The 20,089-nt window shown below is 59.2% G+C and carries 19 protein-coding genes; 13 read left to right on the top strand and 6 right to left on the bottom strand.

Translation table 11 applies throughout. The features are described 5' to 3' along the window. Positions 1–280: 280 nt before the first annotated feature. Positions 281–2,245, top strand: coding sequence for an oleate hydratase (locus tag N4T19_RS06160; RefSeq protein WP_260719699.1), 1,965 nt, complete (start codon positions 281–283; stop codon positions 2,243–2,245). A 90-nt stretch (positions 2,246–2,335) separates the two neighbouring features. On the opposite strand, the gene N4T19_RS06155 is transcribed toward N4T19_RS06160, so the two are convergent. From N4T19_RS06155 to smpB, 3 genes are all read right to left on the bottom strand, one after another. Next, complete coding sequence (locus N4T19_RS06155; protein WP_232539365.1) at positions 2,336–2,671, bottom strand: COG4315 family predicted lipoprotein; 336 nt, start codon at positions 2,669–2,671, stop codon at positions 2,336–2,338. A gap of 187 nt (positions 2,672–2,858) precedes the next feature. Further along, positions 2,859–3,473: a Pr6Pr family membrane protein gene (locus tag N4T19_RS06150; protein WP_260719698.1), complete on the bottom strand. Its 615-nt coding sequence runs from the start codon at positions 3,471–3,473 to the stop codon at positions 2,859–2,861. A 98-nt stretch (positions 3,474–3,571) separates the two neighbouring features. Then, positions 3,572–4,045: an SsrA-binding protein SmpB gene (gene smpB / locus N4T19_RS06145; RefSeq protein ID WP_021027262.1), complete on the bottom strand. Its 474-nt coding sequence runs from the start codon at positions 4,043–4,045 to the stop codon at positions 3,572–3,574. A gap of 137 nt (positions 4,046–4,182) precedes the next feature. Between smpB and N4T19_RS06140 the strand changes: the two genes are divergently transcribed. After that, positions 4,183–4,623: a type II toxin-antitoxin system RatA family toxin gene (locus N4T19_RS06140; protein WP_116924090.1), complete on the top strand. Its 441-nt coding sequence runs from the start codon at positions 4,183–4,185 to the stop codon at positions 4,621–4,623. Next, positions 4,616–4,972, top strand: coding sequence for an RnfH family protein (locus tag N4T19_RS06135; RefSeq protein WP_116924089.1), 357 nt, complete (start codon positions 4,616–4,618; stop codon positions 4,970–4,972). The genes N4T19_RS06140 and N4T19_RS06135 overlap by 8 nt, the downstream gene beginning before the upstream one ends. Before the next feature lie 87 nt (positions 4,973–5,059). Here N4T19_RS06135 and N4T19_RS06130 read toward each other — a convergent pair whose 3' ends face one another. Then, positions 5,060–5,638, bottom strand: a complete 579-nt coding sequence (locus N4T19_RS06130) for a DUF4124 domain-containing protein (protein WP_260719697.1) — start codon at positions 5,636–5,638, stop codon at positions 5,060–5,062. A gap of 144 nt (positions 5,639–5,782) precedes the next feature. On the opposite strand from N4T19_RS06130, the gene guaB reads away from it, so the two are divergent. From guaB to guaA, 5 genes are all read left to right on the top strand, one after another. Continuing rightward, positions 5,783–7,258: an IMP dehydrogenase gene (guaB, locus tag N4T19_RS06125; protein ID WP_021027258.1), complete on the top strand. Its 1,476-nt coding sequence runs from the start codon at positions 5,783–5,785 to the stop codon at positions 7,256–7,258. A gap of 60 nt (positions 7,259–7,318) precedes the next feature. After that, positions 7,319–7,777 (top strand): DIP1984 family protein, encoded by a 459-nt coding sequence (locus tag N4T19_RS06120; protein WP_182342015.1) that lies wholly within the window; start codon positions 7,319–7,321, stop codon positions 7,775–7,777. A 442-nt stretch (positions 7,778–8,219) separates the two neighbouring features. Next, positions 8,220–8,480: a type II toxin-antitoxin system Phd/YefM family antitoxin gene (locus N4T19_RS06115; protein WP_116924086.1), complete on the top strand. Its 261-nt coding sequence runs from the start codon at positions 8,220–8,222 to the stop codon at positions 8,478–8,480. Next, positions 8,477–8,923, top strand: coding sequence for a type II toxin-antitoxin system VapC family toxin (locus tag N4T19_RS06110; RefSeq protein ID WP_182342012.1), 447 nt, complete (start codon positions 8,477–8,479; stop codon positions 8,921–8,923). Before N4T19_RS06115 ends, N4T19_RS06110 begins: the two co-directional genes overlap by 4 nt. Before the next feature lie 45 nt (positions 8,924–8,968). Further along, positions 8,969–10,585 carry a glutamine-hydrolyzing GMP synthase gene (guaA, locus tag N4T19_RS06105; protein WP_260719696.1) on the top strand — a complete coding sequence of 539 codons (1,617 nt, stop codon included), beginning with the start codon at positions 8,969–8,971 and terminating at the stop codon, positions 10,583–10,585. 108 nt (positions 10,586–10,693) lie between these two features. On the opposite strand, the gene N4T19_RS06100 is transcribed toward guaA, so the two are convergent. Next, positions 10,694–12,445 carry a hypothetical protein gene (locus N4T19_RS06100; RefSeq protein ID WP_260719695.1) on the bottom strand — a complete coding sequence of 584 codons (1,752 nt, stop codon included), beginning with the start codon at positions 12,443–12,445 and terminating at the stop codon, positions 10,694–10,696. 471 nt (positions 12,446–12,916) lie between these two features. Continuing rightward, positions 12,917–13,783: an AraC family transcriptional regulator gene (locus N4T19_RS06095; protein WP_260719694.1), complete on the bottom strand. Its 867-nt coding sequence runs from the start codon at positions 13,781–13,783 to the stop codon at positions 12,917–12,919. 98 nt (positions 13,784–13,881) lie between these two features. Between N4T19_RS06095 and N4T19_RS06090 the strand changes: the two genes are divergently transcribed. The 5 genes from N4T19_RS06090 to N4T19_RS06065 all read left to right on the top strand — a co-directional run bounded on the left by N4T19_RS06090 (position 13,882) and on the right by N4T19_RS06065 (position 19,952). After that, complete coding sequence (locus N4T19_RS06090) at positions 13,882–14,409, top strand: carboxymuconolactone decarboxylase family protein (protein ID WP_116924081.1); 528 nt, start codon at positions 13,882–13,884, stop codon at positions 14,407–14,409. A 50-nt stretch (positions 14,410–14,459) separates the two neighbouring features. Beyond that, positions 14,460–14,729 carry a DUF2024 family protein gene (locus tag N4T19_RS06085; protein ID WP_260719693.1) on the top strand — a complete coding sequence of 90 codons (270 nt, stop codon included), beginning with the start codon at positions 14,460–14,462 and terminating at the stop codon, positions 14,727–14,729. Between the two features lie 43 nt (positions 14,730–14,772). Continuing rightward, positions 14,773–15,588, top strand: a complete 816-nt coding sequence (locus N4T19_RS06080; protein WP_260719692.1) for a YggS family pyridoxal phosphate-dependent enzyme — start codon at positions 14,773–14,775, stop codon at positions 15,586–15,588. A gap of 723 nt (positions 15,589–16,311) precedes the next feature. After that, positions 16,312–18,969 carry a beta strand repeat-containing protein gene (locus N4T19_RS06070; RefSeq protein WP_313900086.1) on the top strand — a complete coding sequence of 886 codons (2,658 nt, stop codon included), beginning with the start codon at positions 16,312–16,314 and terminating at the stop codon, positions 18,967–18,969. Between the two features lie 281 nt (positions 18,970–19,250). Next, a complete protein-coding gene (locus N4T19_RS06065; RefSeq protein WP_165841089.1) occupies positions 19,251–19,952 on the top strand; it encodes a FadR/GntR family transcriptional regulator in 702 nt (233 codons plus the stop codon). Positions 19,953–20,089: the final 137 nt, after the last annotated feature.

Raw genomic sequence — 20,089 nt, 5'->3', positions numbered from 1 at the left:
CCGCTACCACAACCCTTGATACGTCGTTGCCGCGCCGGCCGCGCCAAGCCTTGTCGTACGTCTGTACTGCCTGCGGCTTGACGCCTAGTCGGGGACGCCTAGTCTCAACCGCAAACCTTCGGTTTGCTGGGTCGTGTTAGCAGCTCTAAGCCATCAGGGCTTGCGAGCCATACGAGGGCCTGCGTGAATACGTAGGCCCTTGCCGACTGTCAAAGGCCCTGGCGAATCGGTGTGCTATACCTTGGCATGTGATCCTCAGGTATCCATGAAAGGCAAGACCATGACGCATGCAGACTCCCAGGCCTCCTCAATCCGCGTGGAGGCCAATATCGGCGAAGGCTTTTGGCGCAAGGGCCCGCAAGACAGCCTGCCACCACCGGACATGATGGGCGCCTATATGCGCAACCGGCCGGTGCTGGGCGCGCCGGTCGTGGGGCGCAAGGCCTGGATCATCGGCAGCGGCATTGCCGGCCTGGCAGCCGCCTTCTACATGATCCGCGACGGCGGCATGGCGGGCGAAGACATCACCATCTTGGATACGCTGGATGTGGCTGGCGGCTCGCTCGATGGCGCGGGCAATGCCGAGCAAGGCTATATCGTGCGCGGCGGCCGCGAGATGAACTGGAACTACGACAACTTCTGGGATCTGTTCCAGGACGTGCCGGCGCTGGAGCTGCCCGAGGGCTACAGCGTGCTCGACGAGTACCGCTTCGTCAACGACAACGACCCGAACTGGTCCAAGGCCCGGCTGATGCACCAGCAGGGCAAGATCCGCGATTTCTCGACGCTGGGTCTGACCAAGGCGCACCAGTGGGAGATCGTCAAGCTGCTGCTCAAGCGCAAGGAGGAACTCGACGACATCAGCATCGAGTCCTATTTCAGCGCCAGTTTTCTGGAGACCAATTTCTGGTACCTGTGGCGCTCGATGTTCGCGTTCGAGAACTGGCAAAGCCTGCTGGAGATGAAGCTCTACATGCACCGCTTCCTGGACGCCATCGATGGCCTCACCGACATGTCGGCGCTCGTGTTTCCCAAGTACAACCAGTACGACAGCTTTGTCGTGCCGCTGACGCGCATGCTCAAGGACAAGGGCGTCAAGGTGCAGTTCAACACCCGCGCCTACGACCTGGACATGCGCGAGGAAGCAGGCAGCCGCACGGTGACCGCTATCCGTTGCAAATCGGCGGGTCAGAAGGTTCAGATTGACGTCGGCCCCCATGATGTGGTGTTTGCGCTGACCGGCTCGATGACCGAAGGCACGGCCTATGGCGACCTGGACACCGCGCCGGTGCTGGCGCGCGGCAATGAGGAGCCGGGTGAGGACAGCGACTGGACCCTGTGGAAGCGCTTGGCGGCCAAGTCGCCGGTGTTTGGCCGGCCCGAGAAGTTCTATGGCGATGTGAAGGGCTCGATGTGGGAGTCGGCCACCTTGACCTGCAAAGCCTCGCCGCTGATCGACAAGCTCAAGGAGCTGTCGGTCAACGATCCGTACTCGGGCAAGACGGTGACCGGAGGCATAATCACCTTCACCGATTCGAACTGGGTGATGAGCTTTACCTGCAACCGCCAGCCGCATTTTCCCGACCAGCCCGGCGATGTGCTGGTGCTGTGGGTGTATGCGCTGCTGATGGACAAAAAGGGCAACCATGTCGCCAAGACCATGCCCGAATGCACGGGACGCGAGATTCTGGCCGAGCTGTGCTACCACCTGGGCATTGCCGACCAGATCGATGCGGTGGCGGCCAACACCAAGGTGCGCCTGGCCTTGATGCCTTACATCACGGCGCAATTCATGCCCCGCGCCGCCGGCGACCGGCCCCATGTGGTGCCCGAGGGCTGCACCAACCTGGCCTTGGTCGGCCAGTTTGTCGAGACCAGCAATGACATCATCTTCACGATGGAAAGCTCGGTGCGCACCGCGCGCATCGGTGTCTACAGCTTGCTGGGCCTGCCCAAGCAGGTGCCTGACATCAGTCCTACGCAGTACGACATCCGCAACATCATCAAGGGCGCGCGGGCGCTGAACGGCAACCAGCCCTTTGTCGGCGAGCGTTTGCTGCACCGCGTGCTGGGCAAGACCTATTTCGCCCACATCCTGCCGCCGCTGCCCGAGAACGAAGAAACCTTGCGCGAGCGCGCCGAATCGGAGCTGGCGCAACTGCTGGGCAAGGGCGGCCAGGCCTTGAGCAAGGTCTCCACCTGGCTGGAGCGCTACAGCAGCAATCTGCGCGACAAGTCCAAATAAGCAGCGCGCTGGACAGAGCGCCCCAACGCAAAGAGGTGGCCGCAAGGCCACCTCTTGTTGTTTGCACTAAAGCTGAAGGGCGTTAGCCGATCAAGGCTTGGCCAGCTTCCATACACCACCGCCCATGCCATCGCCACGCTTGTCGCCTGCCTGGCTGTCTTTGGCAAAGTAGTACAGCGGCCAGCCCTTGTAGGCCCATTGCTGGGTGTTGTCGGTGCGGGTGATGATGCTGAAGTCACCAATCGGCTTGGCACCTGCAGCCACGCCCAGTGGCGGCCAGTTGGTGGCGCACTGCTGGTAGCAGGTGGATGCACCGCTGCCAGCGGTGTCCTTGGTGAAGGTGTAGAGCGTGCGGCCATCGGGGCCGACGAGCACGCCATCTGCGGATCGCACTGGCGTGCTCGTATCCGACGCTTTGTGGTGCATGGAGCCACAGGCGGTCAAAAGAACGGCGGACAGCGGAATGGCCAGTACAGCAAGCTTGGAGAACATAGACGGCACCCAGGTTGGTTGATGGTGTCCTCAATATAGGTGGGGGCGCTGGCCCGCCATGTCGGACAGATGCCCATCCTCGAACACACCGCGCTCAGCTGCCGGCCCGCTGTGTCGGGTCTTATCGCATGCGCTTGCTGGCAGCCAGGCCCTGGGCGGCAGCCAGCAGCCCACTACCCAGCACCACAAAACCCAGCGCAATCGTGGCCGCATAGGCCGCCACACCCCCGAAACCACCGACATGGGCCGGGTTCAGGAAGGGGTAGGGGTACCAGCCCGTCAGCTGGCCGCGCAGCAAGGTGTAGAGGAGGTAAAGCGCCGGCAGGACCAGCGCCTTGGCCAGAGCCTTGCGTGCCAGCGGCGCGGCCGGCGGGGCGAGCAGCCAGTCGAGCACCACGGCGACCGGCATCAGGTAGTGCAGCACCCTGTTGATCCAGGCCTGCATCAGGCCGACATCCAGGTTGCGCAGCAGCAAGGCAAACACCAGGCCGACAATGGCCATGTTGAGTGCAGAGAAAAAACGCAACTGGCTGAGCCAGGGGCGCTCAGCACGCGCCGGTGTGCAGGCACCGAGCACCAGCACCAGCGCCGCCAACAGATTGGACAGCACCGTGAAATAGCTGAAGAAGTTGGCAAAACGCAGGCCGTGCGCGGCATGCAGGGACAGCTGTTGGCCGATGGCTGCGAGCACCAGGGCGGCCAGGCCAAAGCGTGCAAGCCGCAGCAGTGTGTGCATGGCGGGGTCTCCAGTCAGGATGGAGCCGCTATCTTAGAACCTGTTCAAAGTCTCTACGCTGGCGCCCAGGTGCAACCGCCATTGGGCCATCTGGTCTATCAACGGTTATGCACCTTCATCGCGCGCTCTACCTCGCGCTTGCCTTCGCGGTCCTTGATCACATCGCGCTTGTCATGTTCGGCCTTGCCCTTGGCCAGTGCAATATCGCATTTGGCCAGGCCGTTTTTCCAGTGCAGGTTGATGGGGACGAGGGTGTAGCCCTTTTGCTCGACCTTGCCGATCAGGCGCTTGATCTCGTCTTTCTTCATCAAGAGCTTCTTGATGCGTGCGGCATCGGGGCTGACATGGGTGGAGGCGGTCTTGAGCGGGTTGATCTGGCAGCCCATCAGAAAGAGCTCGCCATTCTTGACCAGCACATAACCATCGGTGAGCTGGGCCTTGCCCTCGCGCAGCGCCTTGACCTCCCAGCCGTGCAGCACCATGCCCGCTTCGAAGCGTTCCTCAAAGAAATAGTTGAATGCAGCCTTCTTGTTATCGGCTATGCGGCTGTTGGTGTTGTTCGTCTTCGACATAATTGCAATATTAGGGGCAAAACGGCTTTCCCAAGTCCATAGGGCTGCTGGGGGCTGCGCTTTTTGTTCTGGTCTATGATTTTATGAATGTTTCGGGCGGCAGCCGGTTTGCTGCTGCGGCCCTCTCTCCTGTCTGCATGAAAACTGTCAACAAGTCCGTCCTGATCTGGTACAGCCCCCAGGAGATGTTCGATCTCGTGGCCGATGTGCCGCGCTATCCCGATTTTCTGCCCTGGTGTGACCATGCGCGCGTGCTCGAGCAGCACGCCGATGGCGTGACCGCCGAGGTCGGCATTGCGCTGGCGGGTATCAAAAAATCCTTTGTCACCCGCAACACCTATGAGCCGGGCAAGCGGCTGCAGATGGCCCTGGTCAAGGGGCCGTTCTCGCAGCTGCAAGGCGACTGGCGCTTTGAGCCGGTGGGCGATGGCAGCCAGCGCGCCTGCAAGGTGTCGCTGAGCCTGAGCTATGGCTTTGACAGCATGGCGCTCGCCGCCGTGGTCGGACCCATTTTTGACAAGATCGCCGCCACGATGATGGATGCCTTTATCCAGCGGGCCGAGAAGATCTATGGCTGATACCGCAGCGGGCGCCGCGCTGATGCAGATTGAGGTGGTCTGGGCCCAGAACGGCCAGCCCCAGACGGTGCAACTGCAGCTGGCCGCCGGTGCCAGCCTGGCCCAGGCCCTGGCAGCGGCTGGCCAGCAAACCGGCCAGGTGTTTGCCGATGCGCAGGATGCGGGCATCTGGGGCCGGGTGCGGCCCCGCAGCCAGCTGCTGGCCGATGGGGATCGGGTGGAGCTGTACGAAGCCCTCAAGGTCGACCCCAAGAAAGCGCGCCGTGAGCGCTTTGCCAAGCAGGGCGCCCGTGGCGCCGGCCTGTTTGCCCGGCGCAGGCCGCAGTCCAAGGCCGGTTACGGCGCTTAAAGAAAAGGTTCACCGCCATTGCGCGGCCATCGCCGCATGGAAAAAAGCCAAGCATCTGCTTGGCTTTTTGGTGTGGGGCACGGGCGATCAGCAGTTGTTGAAGATCACCTCATCGGTGCGCTTGATCTCGGCGGCGCGCTGCTCGGCGCTCTGGAACACCATCTCGCCCTTTTCATTGGGTGCGCGCACGGCCTTGCCGGTGTCATACATCGCCTTGGCCTGCTGGGCGCGCTTGCAGTTGTCGGCCTTGGCTGCCGCTTGCTTGGCTTTTTCTGCGGCTTCGGCATCGGTCTTGGCTTTGGCGTCAGCGGCCTTTTTGGCTTCGAGCTCCTTGTCCTTGCCAGTGGCGGCCTTGGCAGCGGCGGCACCGCCAGCCGGGGCGGCCCCAGCAGCGGGGGCGGGTGCTGCTGCGCCATCGCCAGACTCGCCCTCCTGGGGCGCGGGTGCGACCTCGCGCAGCGCAGGGCCTGTGCCCGAGGACTGCATGCCCTTGAGCGAGCCATAGCCCTTGGGGCGCTTGAGGATGTTCTTCTCCGGCACCTCCAATCCCGGTGGGCGGTCGCTAAAGACCTTGCGGCCGTCTTTGTCGACCCACTGCCATTGGGCCATGGCGGGCGCGCCAATGCCAATGGCTACCGAGAGGAGAAGGAGCTTGATGAGTTTCATAGAAGGCGAGTGTAGCTTGCCGATTGTCAACGCCAGACGAAGTTGTTGGTTGCAGATAACAGGCTTGCGCCGAAGGGATGTAATACGGCTGCCCTGCAAGCTGTTTACAAAAGACGGTAGAATCTTTCTTTTGGAGCCTTCACAATGCGCCTGATCGGAAAAGCGCTCACCTTCGACGATGTGTTGCTGGTGCCCGCATACTCCCAAGTCCTGCCCAAGGACGTCTCTCTCGCCACCCAATTCTCCCGCAATATCCGCCTGAACCTGCCCCTGGTGTCTGCCGCCATGGACACGGTCACGGAAGCCAGACTGGCGATTGCCATCGCTCAGGAGGGCGGTATTGGTGTGATCCATAAGAACATGACCGCCGAGCAGCAAGCTGCCGAGGTCTCCAAGGTCAAGCGCCATGAATCGGGCGTCGTGCACGACCCGGTGGTGATCACGCCTGAGCACACGGTGCTGCAGATCATGCAGCTGTCCGAGGAGCGGGGCATCTCCGGCTTCCCGGTCTGCGACGGCGGCAAGGTGGTTGGCATTGTGACCAGCCGCGATCTGCGCTTTGAGACCCGCTACGACGTCAAGGCGCGCGACATCATGACGCCGCGCGACAAGCTGGTGACCGTCAATGAAAAAGACGACACCACGCCCGCCGCTGCCAAGGCTTTGCTCAACAAGCACAAGCTCGAGCGCATTCTGGTGGTGAACGATGCCTTTGAACTCAAGGGCCTGATCACCGTCAAGGACATCACCAAGCAAACCACCTTCCCCAATGCCGCACGTGACCGCGCTGGCCGTCTGCGCGTGGCGGCGGCCGTTGGCGTGGGCGCTGGCACTGAAGAGCGTGTGGACCTGCTGGTCAAGGCCGGTGTGGACGCCCTCGTGGTGGACACCGCCCACGGCCACAGCCGTGGCGTGATCGAGCGCGTGCGCTGGGTCAAGCAAAACTACCCCCAGGTAGATGTGATCGGCGGCAACATCGCCACCGGCGCAGCGGCGCTGGCGCTGGTCGAGGCAGGCGCTGATGCGGTCAAGGTCGGTATCGGCCCAGGCTCCATCTGCACCACGCGTATTGTGGCCGGTGTGGGCGTGCCCCAGATCATGGCTGTCGACAGCGTGGCCCAGGCGCTTCAAGGCACCGGCGTGCCTTTGATCGCTGACGGCGGTATCCGCTTCTCGGGCGATATCTCCAAGGCCCTGGCCGCTGGCGCATCGACCATCATGATGGGCGGCATGTTTGCCGGCACCGAAGAAGCACCCGGCGAAGTGATCCTCTACCAAGGCCGCTCATACAAGAGCTACCGCGGCATGGGCTCGATCGGCGCGATGCAGCAAGGCTCGGCCGACCGCTACTTCCAGGAATCGAGCACCGGCAACCCCAATGCCGACAAGCTGGTGCCCGAAGGCATCGAAGGCCGCGTGCCCTACAAGGGTTCGATGGTTGCCATCGTCTACCAAATGGCCGGCGGCGTGCGCGCATCGATGGGCTACTGCGGTTGCGCATCGATTGCCGAGATGAACGAGAAGGCCGAGTTTGTGGAAATCACCGCAGCCGGTATCCGTGAGTCGCATGTGCACGATGTGCAGATCACCAAGGAAGCTCCAAACTACCGCGCTGACTGATGGTCCCGAGAATGGCTGCCGCTGGCAGCCATTTTTTTGAACTCCTTCCAAGGAATGCCGATGAAGCTTGCCGAAGCCCTGTTGCTCAGAGCCGACCACAAGAAAAAGCTGCTCTCCCTGCGTGAGCGCATTGCCCGCAATGCCATCGTGCAAGAAGGCGAGCAGCCCAAGGAGCGAGTCGAAGACCTGCTCACTGAGGCCACCTCGACCTTGCTCGCGCAGCAGCAGCTGGTGCGCGCCATCAACACCGCCAACGAGACGGCCCGCTTGGCTGATGGCCGCCCGCTGGCCGATATCCTGGCCCAGCGCGATACCCTGGTCGCCCAGCATTCGCTGCTGGTCGCCACCATCGCCGCCACGCACAAGGATGTGGACCGCTACAGCCAGCGCGAGATCAAATGGCTGCCGCAGATCAATGTGGCCAGCTTGCAAAAGCAGGCCGATGATCTGTCGCGCCGCATCCGCGAGACCAATGTGGTGCTGCAATCGGCCAACTGGCAGATCGATGTGGCGGCATAGCCGTTCACTGACCCCATAAAGGATCACCATCTAGTTTTTGGAGCGCCACGGGCGAGTGCAAAGACCCCGGCTGGGAGCCAGGGGGTTGAAAATATTCTGGGTCCCATCTGGATGCGCGGAGGGCAGCGCAAACGTGCTCAATACACGGCTTACCCATCAGCCCGGAACCACGTACCCTGTACCTTTGACAGCGTATACCTCACCACCTTGCACTGACGCGGCGCTCCTCCTTTCGAGGCGAGAACACAACCCTTGATGCGTTGTTGCTTGCCTTTTCGTACTTCAGTACTGCCTGCGGCTGCGCGCCTAGCCTCAACCGCAAACCTTTGGTTTGCTGGGCTGTATTCTCACCTCTTGTGCCAGCTATTGGCATAAAACTGGTCTGAATGCTAGAATCTGGTCTGAATTGATGTTCAGGACAGATTTTTTGTCACCCACTTCCATGCACAGCGTCGGTATCTACGAAGCGAAAACCCGTTTCTCTGCCTTGGTCGAGTTGGTCGAGCAGGGCGAGGAAGTGCGCATCACGCGCCACGGCAAGGAAGTGGTGCGCATGCTGCCGATGCGGCGCAAGCCGGTGATCACCGACGAGCAGATTGCCCGGGAGCTGGCGCAGATCGAGGCGTTGCAGGCCAGTATTGCGCCGGCGTCTGATGCGGATGCAGTCCCCCAGCTGCGCCGCAGCGGCAGGAGCGCCGCATGAGCGCCGCCTTCAGCGCCTTTGTGCTCGATGCCTCGGTCACCGCCGCCTGGCTGCTGCCCGAAGCGGCGAGTAGCCATACCCAGCGCCTCTACGCCCGCATTCGCCGCCATGAGGTGGATCCGCAAGCGCCCAACCTGTGGTTCTGGGAATGCAGCAACCTGATTGCCACCGGGGCCAACAGCGGCCGTGTCCCGCTGGGCAGTGTCGAAGGTCTCTGGGGCGTGCTCGATGCGATACGCCACCGGGTGGAACTCCATGACCTGGCCCCCGCCCAGCACAAGGCCGTGCTGGATGTGGCCTTGGCCACCGGCCTGCCGGTCTACGATGCCGCCTACCTGTGGCTGGCGCAGTCGCTGCGCTTGCCGCTGGCCAGTTTTGATGCCGCGCAAGTGGCAGCAGCCCGCCAATGCGGCATCACCGTGCTGGCGGCCGACGATTTTTGACCCATCCACCCCGTTTTTCCACCATCCAAACCCAACGATCCTGCTATGCAACACCACAAGATCCTCATCCTTGACTTTGGCTCCCAAGTCACCCAACTGATCGCCCGCCGCGTGCGCGAAGCCCATGTCTACTGTGAAGTGCATCCCTGCGATGTGAGCAGCGACTGGGTGCGCGAGTTTGCCGCAGACGGCAAGCTCAAGGGCGTGATCCTGTCCGGCAGCCATGCCAGCGTCTACGAAGTGGACGACCGCGCGCCGGATGCCGTGTTCGAGCTGGGCATTCCCGTGCTGGGCATCTGCTACGGCATGCAGACCATGGCCACCCAGCTGGGCGGCAAGGTCGAAGGCTCCAACAGCCGCGAGTTTGGCTACGCCGAAGTACGCGCCCATGGCCACACCGAGCTGCTCAAGGGCATCGAGGACTTCGTCACCCCCGAAGGCCACGGCATGCTCAAGGTCTGGATGAGCCACGGCGACAAGGTCACCGCGCTGCCGCCAGGCTTCAAGGTCATGGCCTCGACGCCATCCTGCCCGATCGCCGGCATGGCCGACGAGGCCCGCCGCTACTACGCGGTGCAGTTCCACCCCGAGGTAACGCACACCGTGCAAGGCCAGGCCTTGCTCAACCGCTTTGTGCTCGACATCTGCGCCACCCAGGCCGACTGGATCATGGGTGACTACATCGAAGAAGCTGTGGCTAAGATCCGCGAGCAAGTCGGTGACGAAGAGGTGATTCTGGGCCTGTCCGGCGGTGTCGATTCGTCCGTCGCTGCCGCGCTGATCCACCGCGCCATTGGCGACCAGCTGACCTGCGTGTTTGTCGACCACGGCCTGCTGCGCCTCAACGAAGGCGACATGGTCATGGAGATGTTCGAAGGCAAGCTCCACGCCAAGGTCATCCGTGTGGATGCGTCTGACCTGTTCCTGGGCAAGCTCGCTGGCGTGAGCGAGCCAGAAGCCAAGCGCAAGATCATCGGCGGCCTGTTTGTCGACGTCTTCAAGGCCGAGGCCGACAAGCTCAAAGCAGGCGACGGCGGCCACAAGGGCGCGACCTTCCTGGCCCAGGGCACCATCTACCCCGACGTGATCGAATCGGGCGGCGCCAAGAGCAAGAAGGCCGTCACCATCAAGAGCCACCACAACGTGGGCGGCCTGCCAGAGCAGCTGGGCTTGAAGCTGCTCGAGCCGCTGCGCGACCTGTTCAAGGACGAAGTGCGAGAGCTGGGCGTAGCCCTGGGCCTGCCGCGCGGCATGGTCTACCGCCACCCCTTCCCCGGCCCAGGCCTGGGGGTGCGCATCCTGGGCGAAGTGAAAAAGGAATACGCCGATCTGCTGCGCCGCGCCGACGCCATCTTTATCGAAGAGCTGAACAACTGGGTGGACGATGCCACCGGCAAGACCTGGTACGACCTGACCAGCCAGGCCTTCACGGTCTTCCTGCCCGTCAAGAGCGTGGGCGTCATGGGCGACGGCCGCACCTACGACTACGTCGTGGCGCTGCGCGCGGTGCAGACCAGCGACTTCATGACGGCGGACTGGGCTGAGTTGCCTTATGGTCTGCTCAAGCGGGTGTCGAACCGGATCATCAATGAAGTGCGCGGGATCAATCGCGTTACTTATGATGTGTCTAGCAAGCCGCCTGCGACGATTGAGTGGGAGTGATTTTAACGGACCGTATTATTTAATACTAATATATTAATAGCCCGCCTCAAAGCGGGCTTTTTTATGGGGAGAAATCTATCCAATAAAACAGTTTTGGCTTAAGTTAGATTAATGGTTGCAGTATATTTCGGGATGAATGTTCATCTCTTTGGCAGCGTGAGAGAACGAAGACAGTATCCATAAAAGTTGTGTAATATTCCCTTTTACTGGAATGCCATTTTTCATCCTGTTGAACTCATAGGATATATTTTGTTTTGATAAAAAAGAACAACTTAAAATACAACGTCTATTTAATTTATAGTCTTTCATAACATTCCTCATGTCGTTTTTGAATTGTAGTTCGTTGCCTTTTCTTGCCGTGGAAATATTAGTTGCTACGCCGGTGGATGAAGTATATTTTTTTGAGAATGAATTTTTCAATTTGTTGTCTATTTTCTCAGCGTCAAAAAACATATTCCCTAGATTTTTTATACCTTGACCTACAACTTCATGAAGCTTGCTGGCAGATGTGCTTAGTTCTCCATGCTTAGAGTGAATAAAGCAGATTTGTGTGTTTTCAAGATTTATAGTAATATGATCGGCCCATTCATTCCCCAAATCATCGCAAAAAATATAATCATCTTTTTTGTGATGAGATTCAATTAAGTGAAACATGGAGTCTTTTGAGAAGTTTCGACTGTTTCGTCTAAATGTGCCTTTTTCTGATTTGACTTTCCCCATGTTGGGAACAGGGTGCAACATATTTAGAATACTATCAATTTCTGATATTCCAGACTTATCTTCAAAGCATGCTCCCATAAAGTACATGTACTTTGGATTAGTGAAAGTAATGCTATAGAATCCATTTTTTATAATGAATCTTTGTAGGGTTTCTTTTTCTTTCGTGTCTCCAATATAGATTTTGGATAATATTTTGGAATTAAATGTTAGTGAGTTTTTATTTTTCTTGATTCTGCCATTTGCTCCGATAATATTTAGCGCTGTATCTATCTCGTAAACATTTTCTAAGCGCCGTGCTAGCCAATTTTCCATCTTCGTGGATATATTTTGTAGCGATCCTCTTATATTTCTTGATAAAGCTAAATCGTCTTTTCGAATTCTGTCAAATAAAGATCCCGCTTCCACTAATATTGCATTCGGCGCGCAGTGTCCGAGAACCTCGTTGATGTCAGTTTTTCCAGCAAAAGAATCAAGGAAATTTTCTACAGACGGCGAATTGATGAAGTCAATCTGTTTTTTGATCCAACTGGATATTTCATCAATAGATTCTCTTCTAGAGAATTCGGTTACACGTCCGGTTCCTGAAATTGTTTTCAGATTTTGTCCCTGTCGGAGCTTTAGGAAGTATGGTATCGATCTACCTGCTGCATGGAGAGACAGCAAGCCGTTCAAATTGGTTGCTTCATAAGCACGAGACCGCATTGCGCTATCAGCATTAGTCATATTTCTTATAGATAGCTTTTGAAATTCTACGTCATCTGTTAGCTTTGATGTAATTTCCTTGCTTTCAACCAATTGGAAATTTCCATCTAAAATTTCGGAGAAGTTTGAGCAGCTCTTTTTTACGATGGCAATATAATTTTCTATTTCTATTAGAATTATAAATGCGTAAATTGTATCTGATAAATCCTCATCCAAGAAATATACAGGCCTTTGAGATTTAAAAACTTTGGCTGAATATGTATATCTAAGATTGTTCTTATATTCTCTGTTTACTCTGAAATCATTAATTATAAATACATCTTTTTCAATTGAGTTGCTAGAGGCTAAATCCATTATTTGTTTTATCCATGCTGGATCGAAATTCGCATTTTTTCGATAAAATTGAGCATTCCGAGTCAACTGGAATCTATCTGGCATAAATACCTCCTTAAGTTTTACTTCAATTGACGACTTTGAAAATTTTATTTAAATCACTGTATTTAATAGTTTTAAGCTTGGATTTTTATTTTAAAAATTATTTTTATAATATAAAGTGGCACTCTGATAGTGTTCTGCGTGACGATCATCTCAGCAATTCTACGGTGCGAATCGCGTCATTGTGAGGGTTTACAGCATTGTAGAATTTGTTTTTTCCTGAGACTAGGTGAGTCAGAGGCTCAAGACCTCGCCGTACTGGATTGTACTATCACGTAGATAGCGCTTCCCAGTCGACTCGATGCCATATAAGTGGCATTTGTGGTCATCGGGTAGGCTGAAGAAATTTCTCCAAGCGTGCTCAGCCGGAGGAGCATAAGACATAAAAATTTGCACTAATGCAGTACATTTGAACTGAACTTAGTTGCAATTCCCATTATTGCTGGGACTGACTCTTTAGACGTTGAGCAGGAGTCAATATGTTTTATTCCCGACCAACCACTCCCTCGGCGACACCCCCACCTTCCCCGCAAACGCCCGCGACAAGGCGGAAGGATTCGCATACCCCAGCTCCTCCGCCAGCACCTTGATCGAGCGCCTCTCGCGCAGCCCGTTCTGGGCCAGTGCCACACGCCAACCTGTCAAATAATCGGCAGGCGTTTGCCCCACCAGATCGCGAAAGGTGTTGGCAAAGGCGGTGCGCGACATGCCCGCTTGCGCTGCCATGCGCTCCAAGGTCCAGGCGTCGCCTGGGGCTTCGTGCATGGCGACCAGGGCGCGGGCCAAGCGTGGGTCGGACATGCCATTGACCAGGCCAGGGCGGATGCCGGCGTCCTGCGGGTGGTCCAGCAGCCAGCGCAGCAGCTGGATCACGACGACTTCAAACAGACGATCGACCAGCAGGCGCTGGCCGCAGCGCAACTGGCCGGTTTCGGACAGCAGCAGTTGCAGCGCCATGTCCATGCCGGGCACCTGGGCCAGCGGCAAAGCTATTAAAGGCGGCAGTGAGCGGGCGAGCGGGTTGGCCGACCCGCCTTCAAACACGAGGCGCGCGCAGCTGAAGTCGGCACCTTCTTCCGGCGGGTTGTGGAAGCGATGCGTGAACGGGGCAGGGTAGAGCAGCACGGTGGGCTCGTCAAAGCGCAGCGATTGCGGCACATCGCGGGCACCGGGGTGGCTCACTTCCAGCTCGCCACGGCGCAGCACATGCAGGTAACCAAAGCCCTCACCGGCATCAAAGTGGGTCAGGCCGCACAACGCGCCGGAGTGGTGCAGCTGCGCCTTGACGCGAAAGCGCTCCAGGATGCTGGAGAGGCGGTCGATAGGGGCTGGGGGCTGCATGATGTACGAATTGGTGTTATTTGTGAATTAATTAGTCCAAATTATACATTTGGGGCACGCATACTGGCTCTGCGTTTCAACCCCTTCAGGAGTCTTTCATGTCCCGCGTTTCTACCGACAACACCCCCGCCGCCAGCCAAGCCGTGATGGCCCAGATCCACAGCGCCTTTGGTGCCACGCCCAATATGTTCAAGGCGGTCGCCAACTCTCCCGCCGCGTTGCACAGCATGTGGGCCGCCTTTGGCGCGCTGGGCAAGGGCAGCATTGGTGCGAAGCTTGGCGAGCAACTGGCGGTTGCCATTGCCAACTACAACCGCTGCGAATACTGCCTGGCCGCCCACACGGTGCTGGGCCAAAAGGCCGGTGCCAGCCTGGCCGATATGTCGGCCGCCCAGGTTGGCCATTCGGGTGATGCCAAAACCGCAGCTGCGTTGGCGTTTGCGTTGAAGGTGGTGGCGCAGCGTGCGCAGATCAGCGATGCCGACATTGCCAGCCTGCACCAGGTCGGTTTTGGCGACGAGCAGGTGGTTGAGATCATCGCGCATGTGGCTTTGAACCTGTTTACCAACTACATCAATGTTGCCTTGGATGTGCCAGTGGATTTTCCGAAGGTTGCGCTGAAGTGAGCTCTGCACCTGCGCTCCCCATCGACCTGTTGCTGCCCAAGAGGTACTGAATGAAGATTGCTGTGTTTGACACCTATGTGCTGCGGCCCGATGGGCGCAGAATGCATTTCGATATCCTCGTGCGTGACCAGGAGCCCGATAAGGGGATCGATGCCGTGCTCGCGCATGGGCGCCGCTATCTGGCCGCCAAGCAGCTGCCGGCTGAATCGTTGACAGCGCAGGCATGCCGCTTTTGCCATGTCCAGGCGGCTGCGCCAGCGGTGGAGCAAGAGATCGCGCGCAGTGGCTTTGCCATCATCGAGCTGCAGCATTGCGATTGATGCACCGGCAGATTCGCACCTACGCACCATAGAAAGCATCGGCATGAAAGCACACAGTCAGTTCACTACCGCGACCCGGCATGACCAGCATGGCCGCTGGCCACAGGCCGAGTCCGTCGATGACTTTCGCCACAACCTGGCCATCGTCCAGGCCCGCATCGCGGCGGCCTGCCAGCGGGTGGGGCGCGACCCGGCGGCAGTGCGCCTGTTGCCTGTGAGCAAGACCAAGCCCGAGTCCAGCCTGCGCCTGGCCTATGCCGCCGGCTGCCGCATGCTGGGCGAGAACAAGCCGCAGGAGGCCTATGGCAAGTGGGAGGCAATGCAGGATTTGCCCGATCTGCAGTGGTCGGTCATCGGCCACCTGCAAACCAACAAGGCCAAGCTGGTGGCGCGCTTTGCAACCGAGTTCCAGGCGCTGGACAGCCTGCGTGTGGCCGAGGCGCTCGAGCGGCGCCTGCAAGTGGAAGGGCGCAGCTTGGATGTCTTTGTGCAAATCAACACCTCGGGCGAGGCGAGCAAGTATGGCCTGCCGCCTGAGGAAGCTGCTGCATTCGTCAAGGCGCTGCCCGCTTTCTCTGCGCTGCGTGTGCGCGGGCTGATGACCTTGGCGCTGTTTTCTGCCGAGGCCGCGCAGGTGCGCCAGTGCTTTGTGCGCCTGCGTGGCTTGCGCGATCAGCTGCGACAGGACGCGCCGGCCGGTATCTGCCTGGATGGGCTGTCGATGGGCATGTCGGGGGACTACGAGATGGCGGTGGAGGAGGGTGCTACCGTCGTGCGTGTGGGGCAGGCGATTTTTGGTGCGCGGGCCATGCCGGACAGCTATTACTGGCCGGTGGCTGGCGAGTGCGCTGCCACTTGATGCCAAGTGACTTCTGTCCGGTGATGGCTGGGATTTCTGCGCGGCGAGGCGGCCTTTCAGCGGGGTCAGCGTTGAAGTTCCCTCCGGATAACCCGATGCAGCCAAGATCGGCAGGGTGCCCACGCTGATGTCGAGCATGGGGTAGCGCGGAAATGCTTATTCGTTGAATTTTCAGCGATATCGATAGCTTTTCGCTTTTTTGTAGGCCAGGTGCTGGTACTCAAGGGTGAAATACATGCTTGGCTACATAAATATCACTATTTTTGGGGATGGTAAAAATAGTAAATACCCACTAAATTACGCGCACGTCAACTTGCAACAAAATGATGCGCACGCAACATTTTGCTATGTGACGATTCTTTAACCGCAAGGTCTCCCATGCGCATACCCAATGTATTACGCGATGCATCTGCAGCGAAACGCAGTGTTCCCCCTATGTCGCAGAGGGGCCTGCAAAGAGGTGCTTCACGGCTTCTCGGTCTTGCTGCTTTGCTGGGTGTTGCATCCGTCAACGCACAGAGCTGCGCAGTAGGTGAGACGCCTGCGGCCTTCGGATTCACAGGCGGAGAGCAGACCGTCACAGTGCCTGCCGGTGTCTTTAGCCTCACGGCCTACCTCAGCGGAGCGCAGGGTGGTTCAGGCCGTAGCGGAGCGGGGACCATTGGCGGTAGCCCCAATTCGCCCGGCGGCAGTGGCGGACTTGGCGGGCATGTGCGAGGCACTGTGGCTGTTACTCCTGGTGCCACCTTGTCCGTCTGGGTCGGTGGGCAGGGATCGCAGGCCGTCAACCCTGGCGGCATTGGCCAGGGGGCTGATGGTATTGGCGGTGGGGCGACAGACCTTCGCATAGGCGGTAATGGCATCGGCAACCGGGTTGCAATAGCAGGCGGAGGCGGTGGTGGCGGCAATGCGGGCTGGAGCACCGCCAATGTCATTGCCGGTGGCAATGGCGGTGTAGGTGGAGGTGGAACTGGCGGCGCAGGTGCCACAGTACCTGGTGGCCCTGGCCCCTTTGGCGGCGCAGGCGGCACGGTAGGCACCGGTGGTACTGGCGGTGGAGGGTGTGGTACCTTCCCCGCTACGCCCGGCAACGCCAGCAATGGCGATGGCGGTGACTCGTTCAACTTTTCTGGTTCGTTCAGCGGCGCCGGGTTTGGCGGCGGTGGCGGTGGCGGTGCCACTGTAGGTGCAGGCGGTGGCGGCGCCGGTGTAGGTACCACAGCTTGCCAGCAAAACTGGAATGGTGGTGGCGGCGGCGGTGCCGGTGGCTCCTCAGGGGCTACCGGTATGTCGGCAGTCACTATTAACAATGGCGTGCAGGCCGGAAATGGCGCAGCACTTCTTTGTTTTGCGCCAAGTACATTCTCTGTGGGCGGAGCTGCTTCAGGGCAGACTGCCAGCGTCACATTGCAGCTCAATGCAACCAATCCTGCTAGTTCCCAGCAAGTCGTGGTGGCGCAAGCCGCTAGCAGCTACAACTTTGCTACGCAGCTTCCACAAGGTGCCAACTGGAGTATCAGTGTTTCAAGTGCGCCTTCGGGGCAGCTGTGCAGCGTGGCCAATGCATCCGGTACTGCCATCAGCAGCAATGTGGTCAACGCCAATCTGAGCTGTGTGACCGTAGCCGTCGGCGTCAATCCGGCTACCTTGCCCAACGGCGCGTTCAATGGCGCGTACTCGCAGACCCTGACGGCAACGAGCGCTAATGGTGGCACTGGTCCCTACACCTTCTCGGTAACGGGAGGCACAATGCCCACTGGGCTGACGCTCTCTCCTGCAGGCGTACTGTCCGGAACAGCGACAGCGGCAGGTTCGTTTAACTTCACGGTGCAAGCGACGTCCAGCAACGGCTTCAGTGGTTCACGGGCTTATACCGTGACCATCGCACAAGGCAGTCAGGCCATCAGCGGTTTTGCGGCAATCCCCGGCAGCCCTGTCTATGCCCCAGGCGGCACATTTACCGTCACGGCCACTGGCGGTGGCTCTGGCAACCCAGTGGTATACAGCTCGACGACCCCAAGTGTATGCACCGTCGCAGGCAGCACCGTCACTATGGCTGCCAGCGGCGTTTGTGCGCTTCAGGCCAACCAGGCGGGTAATGCCAACTACAGCGTGGCCAGCCAGGCCTCATTGAATATCACCATCGGCAAAGCCGCGCAAGCTATTTCCGCCTTTATTGCGACCCCTGCCAGCCCGGCGTACAGCGCCGGTGGTTCGTTCTCGGTGGCTGCCACTGGCGGCGCCTCCGGTTTGCCAGTGGTCTTCAGCGTGGCAGCGTCCAGCAGTGCAGTGTGTTCGATCAGTGGCAACACCGTCTCCATCTTGGGTAGTGGGGTCTGTGCTTTGTTGGCCAACCAGGCCGGCAATACCAATTACAACGCTGCCACTGAGGCAACTTTGAATGTCACCATCACCAAAGCTGCACAAGTGATTTCCGCGATCGATGTGACTCCCGCTGCTCCGGCCTACAGTGAGAACGGCACCTTCTCGGTGGCGGCTACCGGTGGAGCCTCGGGCCTGCCGGTGACGTTCAGTGTTGCGCCGGCCAGTGCTGCGATCTGCTCGTCAGGCGGGGCCAATGGCTCGGTCATCACCATGGTTGCTGCGGGGGTCTGCACGGTCCAGGCGGACCAGGCTGGCAATGACAACTACCTGGCCGCCCCGCAAATACAGCGGAATGTGACCGTTAGCAAGGGTGCGCAGGTGATTAGTTTTAGCTCCAACGTCCCTGCGACACCCAAGGTCGGTAGTTCCTACACGGTGACAGCCACCGGCGGTCAATCCGGCAATGCGGTGACTTTTGCGATTGACGCTGCAAGTGCTTCTGTCTGTAGCGTGACTGCGGCCGTGGTGGAGTTCAACGGCGTGGGCAACTGCGTGATCAATGCCAACCAGCTGGGCAATGCCAATTTTGATGCGGCTGAGCAGGTGCAGCAGACCATTGCAGTCGGCCAAGGGGGCTCGTCGATCACGGTCTCGTCCAGCCTCAATCCCTCGCAGCCTGGTCAGAACGTGACCTTTGGCGTAGCGGTAGCCTTTGATGCAGCCAAGCGTGCTGCGCTGCAGACCAAGGCTGCGCCTGTGCCCACGGGCAGCTTGGAAGTGTTTGACGGCACCACTTCGCTGGGCGTTGCCCCCTTGGTGGATGGCGCAGCCAGCCTGACCACGAACAAGCTGTATGCGTTGGGGGCACATGAGATTGTGGCGCGGTACAGCGGTGATGCAAATTACCCGGCAGAGGACAGCCAGGTCTTTGTGCAAACGGTCGTCGCGCCTACACCGGTGCCTAGCGTCAGCACATGGGGCATCTTGCTGGCCTCCGGCCTGCTGGCGGCGATGGGCATGGTCGGTGTGGCAGGCAAGGGCCGCCGTCGCGTATAGCGGCTCGGGCTGTCGCCCTCACAAGCCGCCTTCGGGCGGCCTTTTGCTGGGAAACGGGGGTGTGGGTTCATCACGGCACCAAAGCGATGGCGTACACATGTAAGCGGCGGTTCGCATGCAGCGCGGTTGCGTGTCGCATCTGCAAAGGCGAGTCCCGTGCTTGGGCGCAGAAGGCGGGCATGATCTGCCGCAAGGCGTGGTCAGCACTCGAAGTCTGCAGACGCTGGCCCCCATCCGTTTTATTTTGTATGATGAATGAATCTATACCACCACCGATTCCCATGTCCTTATCGTCACAGCCCGGCAGCAGTCTGCACCACCAGGTGATGGACAGCCTGGGGCGGCTGATTGCCAGTCCCGAGTACGGACCTGGCGCCACCTTGCCCAATGAGGAGGAGCTGTGCGAGCGGCTGGGGGTGAGCCGTACTGCGGTGCGCGAGGCGATCAAGGCGCTCAGCGCCAAGGGCATGCTGGAGGCGCGGCCCCGCACCGGTACGCGCGTGCGGCCGCAGGAGCAGTGGAGCCTGTTTGATGCCGATGTGCTGGGTTGGCTCTGCAGCCAGGGGGTGGACCAGGAGCTGGGCCGGCACCTGATGGTCATGCGCGGCATTCTGGAGCCGGCCGCTGCCTCGCTGGCAGCGCGCATGCACAGCGATGCGCAGTTGCTGGCGCTGCAGCAGGCCTTTGCGGCGATGGAGGCCGCAACGTCCATTGATGAATGGGTGGTCGCCGACCTGGCCTACCACCAGAGCATCTTGCAGGCCACGGGCAACCCCTTGCTGATCTCGCTGGGCGGCATTGTGGCCTCGGCGCTGGAGTCCTTGCTCACCGTCAATGCCCAGCAGGCCGGGCAGTTCAATGATGGTCTGCTGATGCACGGCAAGGTGCTGGCGGCGATTGAGCGGCGCAGTGCCGATGATGCGCAGCTGTGGATGCGGGCACTGCTGGCCGACACGATTGCCCGTTGGGGCGCACCCGCCTGAAAGCCTGTACATCCAGGTTTCGCGCGGCTGTCGCGCAAAGCGCAAGGGTGGCGTATTTCCTAGGGTTTGCTCTGATTCAATCATCATACAAATAAACCGATGATGGCGACTTCTGAAATTCTCAAGGTCGCCATTCC

Source organism: Comamonas squillarum, assembly GCF_025309455.1.
Taxonomy (GTDB): domain Bacteria; phylum Pseudomonadota; class Gammaproteobacteria; order Burkholderiales; family Burkholderiaceae_C; genus Comamonas; species Comamonas squillarum.
Note: the sequence above shows the minus strand (reverse complement) of the source record. Positions and strands in the feature narration are given on the sequence as shown.

Coding starts and splice junctions, on each gene's coding strand:
- smpB (WP_021027262.1), bottom strand. CDS start 4,045: ATGTCGAAGACGAACAACACCAACAGCCGCATAGCCGATAACAAGAAG.
- N4T19_RS06110 (WP_182342012.1), top strand. CDS start 8,477: ATGAGCGCCGCCTTCAGCGCCTTTGTGCTCGATGCCTCGGTCACCGCC.
- guaB (WP_021027258.1), top strand. CDS start 5,783: ATGCGCCTGATCGGAAAAGCGCTCACCTTCGACGATGTGTTGCTGGTG.
- N4T19_RS06090 (WP_116924081.1), top strand. CDS start 13,882: ATGTCCCGCGTTTCTACCGACAACACCCCCGCCGCCAGCCAAGCCGTG.
- N4T19_RS06150 (WP_260719698.1), bottom strand. CDS start 3,473: ATGCACACACTGCTGCGGCTTGCACGCTTTGGCCTGGCCGCCCTGGTG.
- N4T19_RS06065 (WP_165841089.1), top strand. CDS start 19,251: ATGTCCTTATCGTCACAGCCCGGCAGCAGTCTGCACCACCAGGTGATG.
- N4T19_RS06130 (WP_260719697.1), bottom strand. CDS start 5,638: ATGAAACTCATCAAGCTCCTTCTCCTCTCGGTAGCCATTGGCATTGGC.
- N4T19_RS06095 (WP_260719694.1), bottom strand. CDS start 13,783: ATGCAGCCCCCAGCCCCTATCGACCGCCTCTCCAGCATCCTGGAGCGC.
- N4T19_RS06085 (WP_260719693.1), top strand. CDS start 14,460: ATGAAGATTGCTGTGTTTGACACCTATGTGCTGCGGCCCGATGGGCGC.
- N4T19_RS06160 (WP_260719699.1), top strand. CDS start 281: ATGACGCATGCAGACTCCCAGGCCTCCTCAATCCGCGTGGAGGCCAAT.
- N4T19_RS06140 (WP_116924090.1), top strand. CDS start 4,183: ATGAAAACTGTCAACAAGTCCGTCCTGATCTGGTACAGCCCCCAGGAG.
- N4T19_RS06120 (WP_182342015.1), top strand. CDS start 7,319: ATGAAGCTTGCCGAAGCCCTGTTGCTCAGAGCCGACCACAAGAAAAAG.
- guaA (WP_260719696.1), top strand. CDS start 8,969: ATGCAACACCACAAGATCCTCATCCTTGACTTTGGCTCCCAAGTCACC.
- N4T19_RS06080 (WP_260719692.1), top strand. CDS start 14,773: ATGAAAGCACACAGTCAGTTCACTACCGCGACCCGGCATGACCAGCAT.
- N4T19_RS06135 (WP_116924089.1), top strand. CDS start 4,616: ATGGCTGATACCGCAGCGGGCGCCGCGCTGATGCAGATTGAGGTGGTC.
- N4T19_RS06115 (WP_116924086.1), top strand. CDS start 8,220: ATGCACAGCGTCGGTATCTACGAAGCGAAAACCCGTTTCTCTGCCTTG.
- N4T19_RS06100 (WP_260719695.1), bottom strand. CDS start 12,445: ATGCCAGATAGATTCCAGTTGACTCGGAATGCTCAATTTTATCGAAAA.
- N4T19_RS06155 (WP_232539365.1), bottom strand. CDS start 2,671: ATGCACCACAAAGCGTCGGATACGAGCACGCCAGTGCGATCCGCAGAT.